General features: G+C 56.5%; 17 protein-coding genes. 10 read left to right on the forward strand and 7 right to left on the reverse strand.

All coding sequences use genetic code 11. The annotated features are described in order from the left end of the window. Positions 1 to 241: 241 nt before the first annotated feature. The 4 genes from EXR70_20795 to EXR70_20810 form a co-directional block, all read right to left on the reverse strand. Positions 242 to 2485, reverse strand: coding sequence for a xanthine dehydrogenase family protein molybdopterin-binding subunit (locus EXR70_20795; GenBank protein ID MSP40934.1), 2244 nt, complete (start codon positions 2483 to 2485; stop codon positions 242 to 244). 156 nt (positions 2486 to 2641) lie between these two features. Then, positions 2642 to 3301, reverse strand: a complete 660-nt coding sequence (locus EXR70_20800) for a hypothetical protein (GenBank protein MSP40935.1) — start codon at positions 3299 to 3301, stop codon at positions 2642 to 2644. Next, positions 3298 to 3642, reverse strand: coding sequence for a hypothetical protein (locus EXR70_20805; GenBank protein ID MSP40936.1), 345 nt, complete (start codon positions 3640 to 3642; stop codon positions 3298 to 3300). Before EXR70_20805 ends, EXR70_20800 begins: the two co-directional genes overlap by 4 nt. 119 nt (positions 3643 to 3761) lie before the next feature. Then, entirely contained in the window at positions 3762 to 4871 is a 1110-nt protein-coding gene (locus EXR70_20810) for an amidohydrolase (GenBank protein MSP40937.1), read from the reverse strand. Between the two features lie 319 nt (positions 4872 to 5190). Here EXR70_20810 and EXR70_20815 point away from each other — a divergent pair, with 319 nt between their 5' ends. Then, on the forward strand, positions 5191 to 6300 hold the full coding sequence (locus tag EXR70_20815) for an alpha/beta hydrolase (protein ID MSP40938.1): 1110 nt from the start codon (positions 5191 to 5193) through the stop codon (positions 6298 to 6300). A 198-nt stretch (positions 6301 to 6498) separates the two neighbouring features. Beyond that, a complete protein-coding gene (locus EXR70_20820; protein ID MSP40939.1) occupies positions 6499 to 7998 on the forward strand; it encodes an FAD-binding protein in 1500 nt (499 codons plus the stop codon). Between the two features lie 346 nt (positions 7999 to 8344). Here EXR70_20820 and EXR70_20825 read toward each other — a convergent pair whose 3' ends face one another. Further along, positions 8345 to 8818 carry a hypothetical protein gene (locus tag EXR70_20825; protein ID MSP40940.1) on the reverse strand — a complete coding sequence of 158 codons (474 nt, stop codon included), beginning with the start codon at positions 8816 to 8818 and terminating at the stop codon, positions 8345 to 8347. A 350-nt stretch (positions 8819 to 9168) separates the two neighbouring features. Between EXR70_20825 and EXR70_20830 the strand changes: the two genes are divergently transcribed. Beyond that, complete coding sequence (locus tag EXR70_20830) at positions 9169 to 9969, forward strand: hypothetical protein (GenBank protein ID MSP40941.1); 801 nt, start codon at positions 9169 to 9171, stop codon at positions 9967 to 9969. A gap of 44 nt (positions 9970 to 10013) precedes the next feature. Here EXR70_20830 and EXR70_20835 read toward each other — a convergent pair whose 3' ends face one another. After that, complete coding sequence (locus EXR70_20835; protein ID MSP40942.1) at positions 10014 to 10985, reverse strand: hypothetical protein; 972 nt, start codon at positions 10983 to 10985, stop codon at positions 10014 to 10016. Then, positions 10976 to 11164, reverse strand: a complete 189-nt coding sequence (locus EXR70_20840) for a hypothetical protein (protein MSP40943.1) — start codon at positions 11162 to 11164, stop codon at positions 10976 to 10978. Before EXR70_20840 ends, EXR70_20835 begins: the two co-directional genes overlap by 10 nt. 137 nt (positions 11165 to 11301) lie before the next feature. On the opposite strand from EXR70_20840, the gene EXR70_20845 reads away from it, so the two are divergent. The 7 genes from EXR70_20845 to EXR70_20875 all read left to right on the forward strand — a co-directional run bounded on the left by EXR70_20845 (position 11302) and on the right by EXR70_20875 (position 17452). After that, positions 11302 to 11487, forward strand: a complete 186-nt coding sequence (locus tag EXR70_20845) for a 4-oxalocrotonate tautomerase (GenBank protein ID MSP40944.1) — start codon at positions 11302 to 11304, stop codon at positions 11485 to 11487. A gap of 64 nt (positions 11488 to 11551) precedes the next feature. Continuing rightward, on the forward strand, positions 11552 to 12286 hold the full coding sequence (locus EXR70_20850) for a hypothetical protein (protein MSP40945.1): 735 nt from the start codon (positions 11552 to 11554) through the stop codon (positions 12284 to 12286). An 8-nt stretch (positions 12287 to 12294) separates the two neighbouring features. Further along, positions 12295 to 13215, forward strand: coding sequence for an ABC transporter substrate-binding protein (locus EXR70_20855; protein ID MSP40946.1), 921 nt, complete (start codon positions 12295 to 12297; stop codon positions 13213 to 13215). A 150-nt stretch (positions 13216 to 13365) separates the two neighbouring features. Further along, entirely contained in the window at positions 13366 to 13857 is a 492-nt protein-coding gene (locus tag EXR70_20860) for a flavodoxin family protein (GenBank protein ID MSP40947.1), read from the forward strand. 346 nt (positions 13858 to 14203) lie between these two features. Further along, entirely contained in the window at positions 14204 to 15280 is a 1077-nt protein-coding gene (locus EXR70_20865; protein ID MSP40948.1) for a VOC family protein, read from the forward strand. Positions 15281 to 15365: 85 nt separating this feature from the next. Further along, positions 15366 to 16181, forward strand: coding sequence for an alpha/beta hydrolase (locus tag EXR70_20870; GenBank protein MSP40949.1), 816 nt, complete (start codon positions 15366 to 15368; stop codon positions 16179 to 16181). 347 nt (positions 16182 to 16528) lie between these two features. Beyond that, a complete protein-coding gene (locus EXR70_20875; protein MSP40950.1) occupies positions 16529 to 17452 on the forward strand; it encodes an ABC transporter substrate-binding protein in 924 nt (307 codons plus the stop codon). Positions 17453 to 17661: the final 209 nt, after the last annotated feature.

The following is a 17661-nucleotide window of genomic DNA, read 5'->3' on the forward strand; positions in this document are numbered from 1 at the left end:
CGCGGCTTGCGCAAATTTCTCTGGTGGTGAATTCTCTCGGATTCGGATGTGCCTCTCGCAAAGCCGCAAAGACGCCAAGTTCGGAGGGGAAAGATAAATATTATGACGGATTATTTTCAGCATTCTTCTCCGACCTTTGCGGCCTTGGCGCCTTTGCGAGAGATACTCCGAGTTTTGGTTGCGGCTCTGCTGCGCTAAGTTCTTTGCGGTTAATATTCCGAATCCGAATCGCTGCCGCGAATTACTTGCGCTTCATCGCCCAATAAATCTTTTCCGCCGACAGCGGCAGCTCGAACAGCCGTACGCCGCAGGCGTCGGCGATGGCGTTGGCAATCGCCGCGGCGGTCGGCACGTTGGGATTTTCCGCGATCGCTTTGCCGCCGAACGGCGTCGGCCCCGTGGGACTTTCGACCAGAACGGTTTTCAACGGCGGCACGTCGGCGATGCACGGCAGCTTCGCTTCGCCCAAGCTCAACGTCGCGATCTTGCCGTCGACCAGTGGGTTCTCTTCCATGGTCGCGAAGCCGAAGCCGGTGATGATACCGCCTTCGATCTGTCCGGTGAGCGTCAGATGATTGAGTACCGTGCCGGTGTCGTGCGCCGTGGTCAGATTCAAAACCGTCACCCCGCCGGTGGTCGGATCGATTTCGACCTCGGCGACTTGCGCGGCGAAGCCGGTCACCTTGGGCATGTCCTTGGGAACGTAATTACTGAGATGAAAAACCGGACCGCCGTTTTCTTTCACGGCTAACCTGATCATGTTCTCAGTGGTCGTCGATTTTTTGTTGGGTGCGGTTAATTTTCCGCCCTGTTGTTGAATCTCTTCCGGCGCGCAGCCCAACTCCCGCGCCGCCAAGGCGACTAATTTCGCGAGCACCTCGTGCGCCGATAAATTCACTGCGTGACCGGAAGTATTAGTTTGTTTGCTGCCGCCGGTGCCGGGATCGAAAGGTAAACTATCGGTGTCTTTGAAAACCACGCCGACTTTTTCCGGCGCCAAGCCGAGAGTCTCGCAAACCATCTGCTGGCTGACGGTGTAATAACCCGGCCCGACGTCGGGCACGCCGGTGAGAATATTCACCTTGCCGTCGGCTTCAAGCGTTAGTGCAGAGCTCGCTTTGCCTTCCGGCGTGCCGCGATCGTAGAGCGCCATGCCCCAGCCGCGATTTTTCTTCGGGCCGCCTTTTTTCCAGCCGGAAGTTTTGACGATGCGCTCCAGCACCTCACCCATGAGAATGTGACTCCACTTTTCACCCATGGGATTGGCGTCGCCATCGTGGAGAATATTTTTGCGGCGCAATTCTAGCGCGTCGATGCCCATCTCCTTAGCGATGATCTCCATCTGCGATTCGAAGGCGAAGACCACTTGCGGGCTACCGGGCGTGCGCGTCTGCGTGCAGGGAACTTGGTTGGTGTAGGAACAAAAAGTCCGGACGTCGATGGCCGGACAGCGGTACATGCTCGCCAAGCGCCGCCCGCCGAGCACGGTCACCTGCGGATTGGCCTTCTGCGAACCGTAGGCACCGCCGCTAAAATAAATATCGCTTTTGACCGCCAACAGCGTGCCGTCAGCCGCAACACCGGTTTTCACCGTGATCACCGACGGATGGCGATGGCCGCCGATCAAAATTTCTTCGCTGTAGTCGAGGACTAATTTTACCGGCGTGCCGCCGCACGCTTTCGCTAAGTAATAAGCGATCGGCACATCGATCAACGACGCCTTGGCGCCGAAGTCGCCGCCGACGTGAACGATGTGGATTTTTATTTTTTCCTGGGGCACGCCGAAGTCTTCTGACATCTGTTCGCGCAAGCCCCACGGCCCTTTGTTCGACGCCCAGACTTCAACCTGGCCGTTGGAATGAACCTGCACGGTACAGGCGCAGGGCTCGATATAACCATGATGCGACAGCGGCGTGCGAAAAGTATGCTCGAAAACCCGCGTTGACTTGGCGAAGCCGGCTTCGACATCGCCGTTCTTCCACTGCACGTAGGATTGCAGATTGTGTCCGGACATTCCTTCAGGCAGCTTCGGCGTATTTTTATATTTGTTGCGATCCTCATGAATCAGCGGCGCGCTTGGCTTGAGCGCCTCCACCGGATCGTCGACATAGGGCAGCGCTTCGTACTCGAAGTCGATCAAACCGATCGCCTCATCGGCGATCGCTTCGCTGTCGGCCGCCACCGCCGCGATGGCGTCACCGGCCATGCGCACCTTGTCGTACGCCAATACCGGCTGGTCTTTCACCCGCGTGCCGACAAAGATATCTTTCACATCCGCGCCAGTGAGCACCGCGCGCACGCCGCGCAACGCCTTGGCTTTCGCCGTGTCGACTTTAATAATTCGCGCATGCGCCACCGAAGCGCGCAGCACCTTCGCCCAGAGCAAACCTTCAAACGGCAAATCCGCCGCGTACTTGGTCTGCCCAGTTACTTTGCCGTACCCTTCGACGCGCGGCAACGTTTTACCAATGGTGCGATAAGCCACAGTTTACCTCCGAATATTATTCTAGATTGCCGATTGCCGGATACGTGTAGGGGCCGACCTGCGTGTCGGCCCTCCGAACGGGCGGACACCCTTCGTCTCCGCTCAGGGCAGGCGACGGTCCGCCCCTACCAACGCCTGTTGCCTCTCACCTCACGCCTATTTTCTAACCTCATTCGCCCGCGCCAGTAGTTCGACCGGAATCGTGTGACCGATCTGCTTCGCCGCCTTGAGGCTGATGACGAATTCAAACCTCATCGCCTGCTCGACTGGAAGTTCAGTCGGTTTGGCGCCTCTCAAGATCTTGTCCACGAAAACAGCCGCGCGCCGAAGGAGGTCAGTGGAGTCGATCCCGTAGTACATGAGTCCGCCCTCATCGACATACTCCTTCTGCGCGTAAATAACCGGCAACCGGTATTTGACGGCAAGCTCGACGATCCGCTTTCTTTCGGCGAAAAAGATGGGGCGGATCACCATAATCGCATTGACCTGCTTCTGCTTTGCGGTTTTAAAGAAGCTCTCTAAACCTTTGGCGTCCGGTTGAGTCTCGATCTCCTCCAATTCCAGCTTCAGGTACAGAGCCGCAGCCCTGAGATCTTTCATTTGGAGGTCGCTTGATATTGACCTGCTGGATCCTGGTGCCAGAGGTAGCTGCGGAAGTCCAACTCGAGCGAGCTTCGGGACCGCGTCCTTGAGTACCTCCAGCCTTTTGGTATTTAGCTCGACCTGTAATGTCGAAACCCCCGTGACATTGCCTCCCGGCCGAGCCAGACTAGCAATCAGACCCGCACCCACGGGGTCCGCAGAGCCCGTCATCACGATGGGAATGGTAGTAGTGGCGCGCTGGCCGCTAACGCCGATGCCGTGGCTGTGACCACAATTAGATCAACCTTAAGACGAACCAACTCCGCGGCAAGCTCAGGTAGACGGTCGGCCTTTCCTTCGGAAAACCGGTACTCAATGGTAATATTCTTTCCCTCGATCCAGCCAAGCCTTCGCACCTCCTGCCAGAACGCCAGCAGGCGAACCGCGCTGCCAGAAGCAGTGGTATTATCCAGGACACCTATGCGAAAGATTTTTCCCGCCTGCTGCGCGTGGGCTGAAAAGGGAAAAGCTAAGAGCACAGAGCAAAAAGCTCGCCGAGTGATTTTTTTGTGCATGGGTTTCTCCGATTCTTCTTCCTCGCCCTTTGGGAGAGGATCGAGGTGAGGGTCCGGTGTTCCAACGCAACGGCCCTCACCCTAACCCTCTCCCAGCGGGAGAGGGAAAAGATGGGGTACTAATTCAAGTTATACAGCGCCGCACAATTATCCCAGAGAATCTTCTTCTGGCTCTGCTTCGAAACGTTTTTCATTTCGAGAAATTCCTCCACCGCTTCAGGGAAATCCGAATCGCCGTGGGGATAGTCGGTGGAAAAGACAATCTTATCGTCACCAATCAAATCGATAATCATCGGCAGCTCTTTTTCATGCTCGGTAGAGATCCAACACTGGCGCTGGAAGTATTCGCTGGGCTTAAGCTTGCCCGCGGTCGGGAAGCGGCCTTTGGCCATGGCGTTGTCCATGCGGTGCAGCAGGAAAGAAACCCAGCCGCAGTAACATTCCAAGAAAGCTAGTTTTAATTTCGGGTGGCGCTCACACACGCCGCCGCCGATGGTGTCGACCATGGCAACCATGTTTTCCAACGGATGGGACACCACGTGGCGCAGCAATAAATTGTCGCCGAAGCGGTCGCCGATCTGCGTCACTTCGCCGGCCGCCGTGGCCGAGTGGAAACCGATAGGTACGTTAAGTTCTTCAAGGCACGACCAGAGCGAATCGAAATAACGCGCGTGCCAGGGCAGATTGCGCATCGGCTCGGGTCGGGCATAAACGCCAGCGAAGCCCAGCTTGCCGACGGCGCGCTGCGCTTCTTTGACTGCCTCGTTGGGATCTTGCAGCGGCATCATCGCCGCGCCTTTGAGCCGCTTGGGATCGGTCTGGCAAAAATCGTAGAGCCAGTTGTTATAGGCCCGCGCGATCGCGGCGGCAAGCTTCGGGTCCATCTCGTCGCGCATCATGATGCCCAAACCGATGGACGGATAGAGCACCGCGACATCCAAACCTTCGCGATCCATGGCCGCCAGCTGAGTTTTCGCGTCAAAACCCTGGGCACGATAGTCGGCGATCTCGTTGTCGATCCGAGTGGCGTCGAAGATGCCGCCGCGATAGGTCGGCTGATAGCCCTGAAGAATTTTCCCCTCGATCATCACCATCGCCGAGCTGCGCGCCGTCGAGCTAAGAATCTTCGGCGCCCGCTCGCGCCACTCCGGCTCCATATACATGTCCCACAAATTTCCCGGCTCGCGCAGATGCATATCGGAATCGAGAATCTTAAAACCGTCTTTCATACCGTCAGTCCTCCGCTGAATATTGATTAAAACAAGTATCCCGTAACCCTTCGCACTGTCAACAAACAGAGCAGCGACGAAGGCAATGATTTCTGCCTTCTTGGTTTCCCCCTTTGGAAAAGGGGGACCAAGGGGGATTTGGTTGCCGTGTGGGGCGGTTGTCCTCGTTCGTCAGAATGGCGCAGCCAAACTCCCAATAATAAAATCTCCCCTCCCCCTCTTTTCCAAAGAGGGGTAAGAACGCGCCGGCAACTGCGCGCTTGTATCCCGCGCCGACGCTACGCTATAAGAATCCCAACGCCAATCGCGCGGAGGCTTCATGTTCGACTTTCTTTTTCCCAACCATCCGTTCGGCGGCCACACGTTGCGGCTGGTCGCACAAGCGCAGCAGGGCGGCGCCGATGTGTTCGACATCGCCCGCGCCATGAAGAACGTCGAAGCCGGCGACAAAGATGCATGGGAACGCGAGTGGCTGGCGCTGGCGGACAAGACCGAAGCGGGGGCCCACGCCGCCCTCGCTGCCGGCCATCAAAGCACGGCGCGGCAAAACTTTTTCCACGCCAGCAATTATTATCGAATGTCCGACGTGCTCTTGACGATCGCGGAGGAAACCAAACGTGGGGAACGCTTTCGCAAGTCGCAAGAAAACTTTCGCGCCGCGGCGCGAATCAATCCAACCAAGATAGACGTCATCACCGTGCGCTGCGGAAATGAAGAATACGACGGCTACTTCTGCCATCCGGTCAATCCCAAACCGGGCAAATGGCCGGCGGTGCTGTTCCTCGGCGGCGCCGACGCCTACGCCGAAGAAATTTATTTCGGCGGCAAACAGATGCTCGAGCGCGGCTGGGCGATGTTGCTGGTCGACACGCCGGGGCGCGGCTCGTCGATGTATTTGAAAGGCATCAAGACGAGGCCCGACTACGAAGTGCCGGGCAAAGCTTGTATCGACTATTTAGTCTCACGGCCGGAAGTCGACCCGAACCGCGTCGCCCTGCTCGGCATCAGCATGGCCGGCTACTACTCGCCGCGCCTGGCGGCATTTGAAAAACGAATCAAAGCGCTGGTCGCCTGGAGCGGCTGTTATTCGATACTCGACGATCTCTACGACTGGTGCGTGCATTTGCAACCGGTTTGCCAAAGACTGCTCGGCGGCGTCAGCCACGACGAAGCGCGCCGGCAATTAAAAGATTTCACCATGGCGGGAATAGCGAAAAACATCACATGTCCGACACTGATCACCCACGGCGACAAAGACACGCTGATGTCGGTCGAAGGCGCCAAACGGCTATTCGAAGAAATCGGGGCCAAAGACAAAACGCTAAAAATTAACGGCGAAGCGGACGGCGGTGGCCGCATCCATTGCAGCCACGACTACTGGGCGCACAATCTGCCGTACATGTTGGACTGGTTGGAGGAGCGGCTGTAGGAATTGGAGTATTGCAACGATCCGGTTCCTTCCCCCTCGACGGGGGAAGGTTAGGATAGGGGTGATCTCTTTTCATTTCAAACCGCGCGAAGCACCCCCACTCTAACTCTCCCCCATCTAGGGGGAGAGAATCGAAAAGGGTCCTTCCCCGTCGAGGGGAAGGAATCGGAATTAAGAAACGAGAAGGAGTTTTTAAAAATGGCAAACGGCACACACACCTGGGACAAAGAAGTAGACGTACTCGTCGTCGGCTATGGAGCGGCGGGAGGCATCTCGGCGATGACCGCTCATGACGCCGGCGCGAAAGTTTTGCTAATCGAAAAGATGCCCCACCCTGGCGGCATTTCGATCCTCTCCGGCGGCGGCGTCGCCTTTGCACATAATGCCGAGGGCGCTTTTCAATATCTAAAACGCACCTGCAACGGCACCACGCCGGACGACATCTTGCGAAAGATGGCCGAGGAGATGGTCGGCATAGTGGATTGGGTGAAGCAGTTGGCCAAAGTCAGCGGCACCGAACCGACCCAGACCGAAGTGCGCGGCCACGGCACCTATCCGTTTCCCGGCACCAACGACATCGACTCGATCAAGTTGAAAGACTTTCAAGCCTATGACGAATTCCCCTGGGCCAAGGGACTGCGCGGCGGCGCGCGCTTGTTCAAAGTCGTCTACGACAACGTCAACACGCGCAAGATCGAAGTAATGCTCTCGACGCCGGCAAAAGAATTGATCTTGAACGGCGACGGCGAAGTGATCGGCCTGGTCGCCGAGCATGACGGCAAGACGATTAGAATCAAAGCCAACAAGGGCGTCGTCCTGTGCTGCGGCGGCTACGAAAACGACGACGCTTTAAAACTGCAATACTTCGAAGCCCAGCCGGTCTATCCCGTCTATCTCGGCAACACCGGCGACGGTTTGAAGATGGCGCAGAAAGCCGGCGCGGGGCTTTGGCACATGTGGCATTTCCACGGCGGCTACGGATTCAAATTCGCCGAGCTGCCGTTCGCGATTCGCCATGTCTGGGCCGGGCCGCGAAATGAAAATCGCAAAATGATTTGGATCGGCGTCGACAAGTTCGGCAAACGCTTCATGGACGAGTATCCGCCCGCGCCCCAGGACACCGGCACGCGGCCGTTGGAATTTTACGACGCGGACATTCAAGATTACCCGCGCATCCCCTGCTATCTGATCTTCGACGAAGAAGGGAGAAAGCTCGGGCCAATAGGAATTCCCATCGTCAACGACGAGCGTTACGACGCCAAATGGAGCGACGACAATCTTGCCGAGATCGATAAAGGCTGGATCAAGAAAGGCAACTCACTGGAAGACATTGCCGCCCAGATCGACGTCAATCCCAAAGTGCTGCGCGCCACCGTCGAGCGCTGGAACGAACTGTGCGACAAAGGCCAAGACGAAGACCACAAACGCCCGCCGAAAACCATGATGCCGATCAAAAACGGCCCGTTCTACGTCATAGAAGCCTGGCCCATCGTCAACAACACCCAAGGCGGTCCCGAACACGATGTCGAACAGCGCGTCCTCGACCCGATGAAGCGGCCCATCCCGCGCCTCTACGTCGCCGGCGAGATCAGCTCCATCTACGGCCATCTTTATATGGAAGCGGGCAACATCACCGAGTGTTTCGTCGCCGGGAAAATCGCCGGGCAGAATGCCGCGGCGGAAAAGCCGTGGGGTTAAGGTTGGATTCGCAGGATTTACCGAGCAAGACTAATCACGTCACCGTAAAATCAGCAGTACAGAACTCGGCAGAATGAGTCCGAGGGCGATGACAGTGAGCCCCAGCCGCAGGCGGCCAGGCGCTGGGTCGGCGACGCCCGTTGAGGTCATCACCAGCAGACCGAGCATATTCGCCGCGGAAGGCCGGTTGATTGAGCCAGACCGATACCAATTTGTGATGTGTAAGCAGAGTGCGATCAAGGCCACTGCGGCGGCCACGCCGAAGGCAAAGCGCGTAGTTCTAGTAATGCGCGGCTTCCAATCGTCTCTATGTGCGAGACCTCAAATTTCGCAATGGCTGAGTGAATCAAGTATGCACGCCCCCAACAAGTAACTGAAAAGTTGTCGCCAAAGCTACGTAGACAATGCCCGCGGCCAAAGATATCAGCGCCGAAAGCCCATACTTGGCAATGGGCCCACGATCACTTCGAAAGAGCCTGCCATTGGCATGAGCGCCCAATCCGCCAGCCAGGCCGCCGATCGCACCGCCGACAAAAACCAAGGCAATGGGAATGCCGATCCAAACGTACTCGTGCCATTTCAGCGGGCTAGCGAGTTCCATTGATTCGTCACCGATTTTGACTTTGGGGATCGGATCGAGAAAATTATATTTCAGCCAAATTGCCAGATCCGCTCCCGAATCTGTCTTAACCGTATAGCAACCCTTCTTCTTTGCCGCGACGCTACCATTGACCAGAAGCCGCGGCCCACGAAACCATTCCGCGGTTTCGACAGCCAATCGTTGCGCCGTGAATCCAGCATGTTGAACTTCAAGTTGCATCGAGGACCTCCGAATTGGCACAAGACATAAGAATATAACTCTCAGCGCTTCGACAACTGATCGATAGAGCCGGTATCATCAAGAGTCTTTTGGATCGAATGATTGATTTCTATCTCCGGCTTCCGCTTCGCCGATCGCACGCTCCGCTGCGTGACGTGATGCTGATAACCAGACGCTACAACTCAGGATATTCGCGCCATGAGCAAAACCTAGTCGACCCCAATGCCTTCAGTCAAGAACAAATTAGTATTGTGTCCCCAGAATCTCCTTAGTAGCGCCACCAATCGTTTGACATCCCCCGCCGCATTCAACTACGGTAGACGTATCTTTACCGCGCAAAGGAGCCCGCTATGTTCGCACAAATGAGACACATGGCCATCGTCACCACCAACGCCGATCACGAAGGTAATTTTTACCGGGATGTTTTCGGCATGAAGCGATCGACCCTGACGCGCGCCGGCGGTGCCGTGGTCGTCGGCGACGGCTACGTCGGTTTGAACTTGAATCCGCGCGCGCCGGGCCGCCACGCGGGCTTCGACCATTTCGGCTTTGAAGTCCAAGATGTCGAAGTGGTGTTTGGCCGGTTGAAAGAAAAATATCCTAAAATCCAAGTGCTGCACCGGCCGAGCAACCGCCCCTTCGCCGGCATTAGCATGCACGATCCCAACGGCAACGTCTTCGATCTATCGCAGCTCAATATGGAAAACCGCAGCGACATGTACACCGAGAAAATCGAAGAGCGCAAACGGCGCATCGGCCACTTCGGCCTGCGCTGCGTCGATCCCGATCTATGCGGCGAATTTTATCGCGACGTGTTTGAGCTGCAAGAATTGGAAAAGCCGGCGGGCGATCCCAACCACTATCTCTCCGACGGCAAAGTAACCTTAGCCGTGATGCCGTGGAAGATCTCCGACTTCGCCGGTTCGGGCATCGAACGGCCGGCGCTGGATCACATCGGCTTCAAGGTGGAAAGTCTCTCGGCTTTCAAAGCCGATGTCGAGAAGCACGCCCATCTTTACGCCGTCGATGAAAACCGTCCGGAAAAAAATCCCGAACGCGACGTGCGCAAAAACCTTTTGGCCTCCTGCTGTTTCGGCCAATATCAAATGGCCGATCCCGACGGCGTACTCATCGACGTGTCGGAAAAATAGTTAAACTCGTCGGTCGTCAAAATAGGGGCACGTTCAACGTGCCCCTATTTTTTTGTCCCGCGCCGTTTGCTCCATCGTCCGGCAACCAACCCGAGCGCGACCAATGCGAGAAAAAAGCTCAGCGCGGGAATCATCGCCGTCGCCGGCGGCTCGACGCCGGTCACGGAAATATTTTTTTCGACGTTGACCAGCCCCCGCCCTGGAACCTCGGCAACCGCCGTAACCCGATACTCAGCGCCGTCGGGGAAGTGATACTTGAATTCGAACTCGCCCGCCACCGCGAGCCGCTCGACGGCAAAGACAATCTTGTCTTTTTCCAAGTGGGTAATGCTGAGCGTGAGCGCCGCTCGCGGATTTTCGCCGCCGCCCTCCAGACGCCAATGAACGCGGCTCGGCTTGCCAACTGTCGCCGCTTCGATGTCGAGATGAGCCGAATAGTCAGCCGCGGCAAGCGCGGCTTCAACGCCACCTAGACAAACCACGAGAAGCACGGCCGAAGCGACTTTAGCCGAAGTAAAAACTCTCCCAGCGGCAAAACCGAAAAGCAAAAGCGCCAGGGAAAAGCCACTCAAAGCGATCCACTTGTAGCGATTTTCACTGACCGTGAATTCGAATGTTTGGCTGTGCCTGCGTCCATCTTCGCTGATCGCATCGACGACTAGGCGATACCGGCCGCGGATCGGCATGAGATATTTCCAGTTGGCGCGGCCTTGGCGTAGCGGCAGGCGCAGCTCCAGCAACCTTGTCCCTTCCACCAGCGGGATATCCGTGGACAGCCAACTGCCAGCCGGCGGCGCATCGAGACGCAACTCAACGATACCGCCAGTCACCGGCCGGCCATCGGCGCCGGTTACTAGCACGGATAAATTCACCGGATCGGCGAATGGGCGAACCTGTTCGATCACCGGGGCGGTCTTAAAATAAATATTGAGAGAATCGGCTGCCAGCGCGGGAACGAGCAGAATGAGCGAGAGCCCGGCGAAGAGTAAATTCGCGCTGAGAAATTTCAATGACAAGGAACGACGGCCAAGGCGTGACGGACATTATGCAAAGTGTCATGCACGGCAGGATAACTTGACGCCAATACGAGGAACAAAGTCGCACCACAAGCGATTAGGAAAAATGACGACTTGATCAAGAAGGAAACCGGCTCCGCAAGCTCTAGACCCAACCGGGCCGCTAAGATTTTTTCCATGTTACAAGCTCCCCTGCCAGATGGTTGCCATATTCCTACTAACCGGCGCTTTGTGTCAAGTGTTTAGCAATATTTTGGTTGCCTTTCCCGCGCCAGTTGCATATTTCTGAGAGCATCTTTATCGCAAGGAGAAAACCATGCCGGTCGTTCACATTTACATGTACTCGGGTAAAACCAAGGAACAGAAAAACGAGTTGGTGAAGCGGATTTCAAAAGACTTCGCCGAGGTGGTCAGCGTCAAACCGGAGTCGCTAAATATTTTATTTCACGACACCGACAAAGAAGATTGGGGCATCCGCGGCTCCTTGGCATCCGAACAATAGAAACATAATTGATAGCGATGTCACCGTAGAGGCGTATTGCATACGCCCAGATCTTGGAGCACCCATGTCGCAATCCACACCCATCAAGATCGGCTTCCTCGGCTCCAGCGCGCCGACCAGTCCCCATCACGCCAGCTTCAAGAAATTTATTCCCGCCGACATCGACTTCAGCTTCATGCAAGAATCCGGCACGCACACATCGCTCTACGATGCCAAAGGCAAAGTCGGTGCGCTGATCGGCGAAGCTTCGCAATTGGCAGAACAGCATGGTTGGCATGGCGCGATCATCAGCGGCGCGCCCAAGGAAGCGCTCAACCCCGGCATGTGGGACGAAGTTGCCGCGGGATTGACAATTCCTTTTTCCCTGGCGTTGCGTTCCTCGGTGGCGGCACTCAAAGCATTTTCAGCGAAACGGATTCTGCTCATGACGCCGGTGGACGATGGCTTGAAAAATCTTTACTACGATTACCTCGTGGGATTCGGTATCGAATCGTTTTATCCGCCGCAAATCCTGCGCGCCCACACCGACGCGCAGAAACTGACTTCAGAAGATGTCGAAGCGATGACGCACAAAGCGCTGAACGAATATCCCAACGTCGATGCCATCTACTTTCAAGGCGCGCTGCTCGATCCGATTCCGCTGCTCGATAAATTGGAAGCGGAATTGAAACTGCCCATCGTCGCCAGCAACCCGGCGATGCTCTGGCTGATTCTTTCCAAGCTCGGCCGGCGCTACAACATCAAAGGCTACGGCAAATTGTTAGAGAACTGGCCGGCAATTCCCGTCGGGCCGTTTTGAGTCCCGCCATGCGCGCCATCCGACTCGCCTACCGCGACCACGACCGCACACCGATGATTTATTGCATCAAGGCGATGGCCGAACGCCATTACAACGTCAACGTCGAAATCATTCGAATAGAACCGAAACATGAATTCGAAGCCGCGCTCTTCAATGATTCCTGCGACGTGATCATCGAACATATCGAGTATCTCCACACCGAAGCGGCCAAAGGCAAAAAGATCTCGCTCTTCTGCGCGCCGCAGATTCAGCGCGGCTTAATATTGGTCGTGCCCCAGGAATTCAATTCCCTCGCCGATCTCAAAGGCAAGACCATGGCCGTGCGCGACCTCGGCCGGCCCCACCGTATCACTCTTTGGCTGCGCAAAGTCGGTCTGGAAAACGATGTAAGAACGATCATCGTCAGCGACAAAGAAGTTGGCCGCTGGAAGCAGTGGAAGAAAGTCGCCAGCGGCGAATGCGCCGCCTGCTTCATCGCGCCGATCTATCTCGCCGACGCCCTGGCCGCCGGACTGAAAACATTCCCGGCTGAGGAAGCCGAAGTCGTCAGCCTGTTCGCCCAAGCCTGCCTGAGCGAATTCGCCGCGCGGAACTCCGACCTGCTCAAAGATTATATTAAAGCCGTAATCCACGCCCTGGCACAGTACAAATACCGCCGCGACGAAGCCGTGGCCATCGCCGCCCAAGAACCGATGCGCTTGATTAAGCTCACCGACATCGGCGAACTGCGCAGCCAAGTGGACGCCATGGCCGAGCTGTTACAAATCAAACCGTACCCAACGGTCGAAGCGATCATGAACACCAACGAGATCGCCGCCCAAGAATACGGCCCGACAGTGGAGAACCCGCTGACGCTGTGGGACCTGCACTGGGTAAAAGAATTGGATGACGAAGGATTCATTGACACGTTAGTGGCTAGTCTGCGCTGAGGGCAAGGCACGCCTTGCCCCTACAGATCCAAACACATTTTTGCGCCCTTTGCGCTTTTTGCGGTTAATCCATCCCCACTCGTCCGAGGGCGCGATGAATCGCGCCCCTACTTTGTGTTCTTTGTGCGCTTTGTGGTTAAATCATCCTGAATGAAAAAACTGCACATCGTCTATCACTCCATGACCGGCGGCACTTATCAGATGGCGCAAGCCGCCGCCAGCGGCGCGGCGTCCGAGCCGGATGTCGCGGTGAATTTTATCCATGCCGGCGAGGCCGGCCCAAGCGAACTACTGCAAGCCGACGGCTACATCTTCGCCACCCCGGAAAATCTCGCCATGATGTCCGGCGTCATGAAAGATTTTTTCGACCGCACTTACTATGCCGCACTCGATAGAATCGTCGGCCGTCCCTACGCGACACTCATCTGCGCCGGCAGCGACGGCGAAAACGCCGCCCGACAAATTCAAAAAATTGCCACCGGCTGGCGCTTGAAACCCATCGCCGAGCCGCTGATCGTCTGCACCTACGCGCAGACACCGGACGAAATTCTCGCCAAGAAACAGATCGGCGAGTTCGATCTTCAGCGTTGCGAAGAGATCGGCGCGACCATCGCGGCGGGATTGGCGTTGGGGATTTATTGAACGCCGATTGAATCGGCTTGACACACTTTCCCCCGTTTGGTACCGCTCGCAACGAGGATCCGAAGCTGTCGGACTTATAGAGAAGAGTGATGAAAAACTTGGCGCCCCCTCGATACAGCCCTGCGGGCTTACTCGGGGAATCGGACTATGAAAATGACCGATTGATGAGTAGACCCTGAGTAGCGCGCAGGATGTAACGAAGGGCTGTAGCAACCAACTCAGGGGTAATTGGATTGAGAAAGATTCCGTTTGCCCGAGTAGGTCCTGAGTAGCGCGCGGCGCGTAGCGAAGGGCCGTAACGAGGGCTTCTGCAACTTCAACGACCTGATCTCATAAAGGAGTTGACATGAACAGCACAGAACCGACAGGCGCCGTCCACTGGATCGATCATTTCGTCGTCGGCACCAACGACATGGGCGCGTGGGTCGATTGGGCGGTCAACGCCACTGGCATCAAGCGCCAGCCAATCATCGGTCTCACCACCGCGGCGCGGAAAAGAAATATCAAGATCACCAGCTTTCTGTGGTGGGACGGCGGCTCGTGCCGCATCGGCGCGTTTCTCCAGCCGGAGTTTTATCCGCCGGCGAAAGAATTGGGCAAAAACTTGCCGCGCTGCGGCTTTTACATCCGGCCCGAGGACATCGACAAACATTTGCGCCGCCTCGATCGTCATAAGATCGCGCATAGCGACGCCATCCGCACCGCCGCCGATGGCGAGGAAGGCAGCGTCATTTATTTCGCCGATCCGGATGGCAACCAATACGAATTCTGGGCGCCGGTAGAAATGCCCGAGGGCGCCATGGACATCGCCACCGAAGAAAACGTCGGCCGCATCAGCCACTGCGTCTTCGGGGGCCGCGATCTGCAAAAAAATGCCGCCTTTTTTAAAGAGTACTGCGGCATCGAAGCCGAGCGTAACTCGAAAACAGCCGAAGGCACTCTCGTCTTGCGTCTGCGCGCCGGCGGGCGCTTGGTTTACAAATTAGTCGACAGCGTCGACGAGCGCTGCTCTGGACACGGCAGCTATTGGGATATGCACACAGCGTTGACCGTGCGCCAAGAAGAATTTTTACCGAGCTACCGACGCATGTGGGATGGCATTCCCGAAGAAAAAGGTTACAAGGCCGATTTGAATTTGACCATCGAACAACAAGAAGCGCTGCCGGCGCGCACCGGTCTGCATCGCAGCCCGGTGGGCATCCGCTGGAAAGAAATCTGCAGCCGCGGCGATGAATTTTACGACTGGGACTGCCACTCGTTTCACTTCATCGGCGGCAAGCCGTTGTCAGCGAATAATTCGCTGGCGTTGTACGAAGCGATCGAACAGGAAGATTATCTGCTCGAACTCGCCAAATCGCTCAACAAAGCCGAGCAACCGGACTTGATGAAAGGATTGGGCAAAGATAATCCGTTCAATGTCTAAGCGTTGCCTATGCTCAGTGTAATTTCGAGTTAGGAAATCGGCAAAGAATTTATCCCGCAAAGACGCCAAGAGTTAAGGAGACCTTATGGCCCCACACATTCACGGCCCGCTTTACTACGAACGCATGGGCCGCACCGGCCCGGTGATCGCGTTTATCCATCCCAACCCAATGGATCAATCCTGCTGGATTTATCAGATGGCGCATCTGTCAACCTGGTACCGCTGCATCGCCATCGACATTCCGGGCTACGGCCGCTCGCCCAAGGCGGACGCCGGGCTGACCATGGACGACATGGCCCAAGCCTGTTGGGAAGCGATCGACGAGGCGGCGCCCGGTGAGAAAGCGATATTGGCAGGCTGCTCGGTGGGCTCGTCCATCGCGCCGTTCATGTATCACCAGCGACCGGACAAAACCGCCGCCCTCGTGCTCTGCGGCACCGGCTACAACCCGACCAAGGAATTCACCAAAAAGCGTATCGATCATTACAGCGCCGAAGGCATCGGCTACCGTTGGCGCTACACCTTCGAAGACATGAGCGCGGCGTTTCGCGTGACGCCGATGGCGCATTTCTTCGCCAACATGTTCAGCGAGCGCAACGACCAAGCCGACGCGGAAACGATCATTCATCAATTCCGCGCCCTCGCCCAGCCGTACCCTGATGGCCACCACGAGCGCATCGCCTGCCCGATGATCATCCTCACCGGCAGCGAAGACGGCAGCCATCCGAGTTCTTTCGCGCTCCAGGCGCGCGTGCCCAACTGCGAGTTGAAAGTTTTACCCGGCGCCGGCCACGCCTGCCAGATCGAGCAGCCATGGTTGTTCAACCGCTTCATGATCGAGTTTCTCACCAAACATGGATTGTTTCCGGGTGCGGAGAAGCCGAGGTCATCGGTTATCTGAACCGTCGTTCTTGCGATGGATGATCGCTCGTAACTCACATTTACAATATGCGTAAGTCAATTAGCATACGCCTAAGCAACGACTTGGCGGCTTAGCTGGCGAGCACAGCAGCTAAAAGCGGCGTTTCACAAGCAAAGGTAGTGCGCGACGAGTTGGAGAAAGCGCGAGCCGATTACGGCGCGCAACCCTTCATGCGTTTGGCTGGAGTCGTGCGAGGCGCGAAGAATCTCTCCAAACGCAAAGGGTTCTCTCCCTCGTGAAAGCCATTCGCAAGGACAAATGCCAAAGCATTCTCATCTGCCCGCCATAACGCTGACACGCAAACGCTGCTAACCAAGGAAAGTTCCATGACTCCGTTTATCTTTCTGATTCTTGCTCTCGCTCTCACATACTTCACACCCACATTCGCCTTCAGCGCCACCAAACTCACCATCGGCCACTCGACGATCAATCCGCGCATCGCGCCGCTCTGGATCGCCCAGGAGAAAGGTTTCTTTCAGAAGTACGGCATCGACGCGACGCTAGTGTTTGTCCGCAACACACCGTTGATGATCGCTGCTATGAAGGCCGGGACCATTCCCATCGCCTACGGCGGCGGCAGCGGCATTCTCGGCGCGTCGGTGACCGAGTCGGACTTGCGCGTACTGGCGACGTTTACCGGCAAGATGACCAACAACGTTGTCGCCCGTCCGGCGATCAAAACCGCGAAGGATTTGCGCGGCAAGATTCTCGGCATTCAAGGCGTCGGCGGCACCAACTGGATGGCGGCGCTGCTGTGGCTTGAACGTCTAGGCCTCGACCTCAAGCGGGACAACATCATTCTACAAGGCACCGGCGAACAAGTGGTACGCGCCCAAGCTCTCGAATCCGGCACCGTCGACGCCGCGGTCATCGACATGGCGTTCAGCAAAAAGCTCGAACAACGCGGCTTCATCAACGACCAATCGGCGCTGATCGAGAACATGATCAAAGCCTTGCTCGAAAGCCTGGCCTATTTGTTCGCGCCGAAAAACCAAAGCCCCGTGGTCGAACTGATTATGAAGAAGCTGCGGCTAAAGGACACGCTGACCGCCGAAGAAGGTTGCCACGACGCGGTTCGCACCATGGCGCGCAAGCCCTACCCGGCCATCGAAGGCATGCGCAACGTGCAACGCCTGCCGAAGACCCAGAACCCGCGCATCGGCGAGGTCAATGTCGAGGATCTGATCGATAAACGCTACATTAAGAAATTAGACGAGAGCGGATTTTTCGAGCGAATCTACGGTAAATGAACCGAGCGTGACATAGCTTGCCTCGACGAATTACCGGCGCCAACTAGCTAAATTCTTAATTCCCTGTCGTGGCAACGTCAATATGTCATGTTAACAGCAACGCGATTATGTCAGGGTAGTGCGTTGGGTTGAGGTCGTAAGTTAGAAACCTGGCCATAGCGGAACCCCACCTTGTTGGAGTTGGTTCGATATAGGCCAAGTGTGTGCGT

The organism is Deltaproteobacteria bacterium, assembly GCA_009692615.1.
In the GTDB taxonomy this organism is placed as follows: domain Bacteria; phylum Desulfobacterota; class Binatia; order UBA9968; family UBA9968; genus DP-20.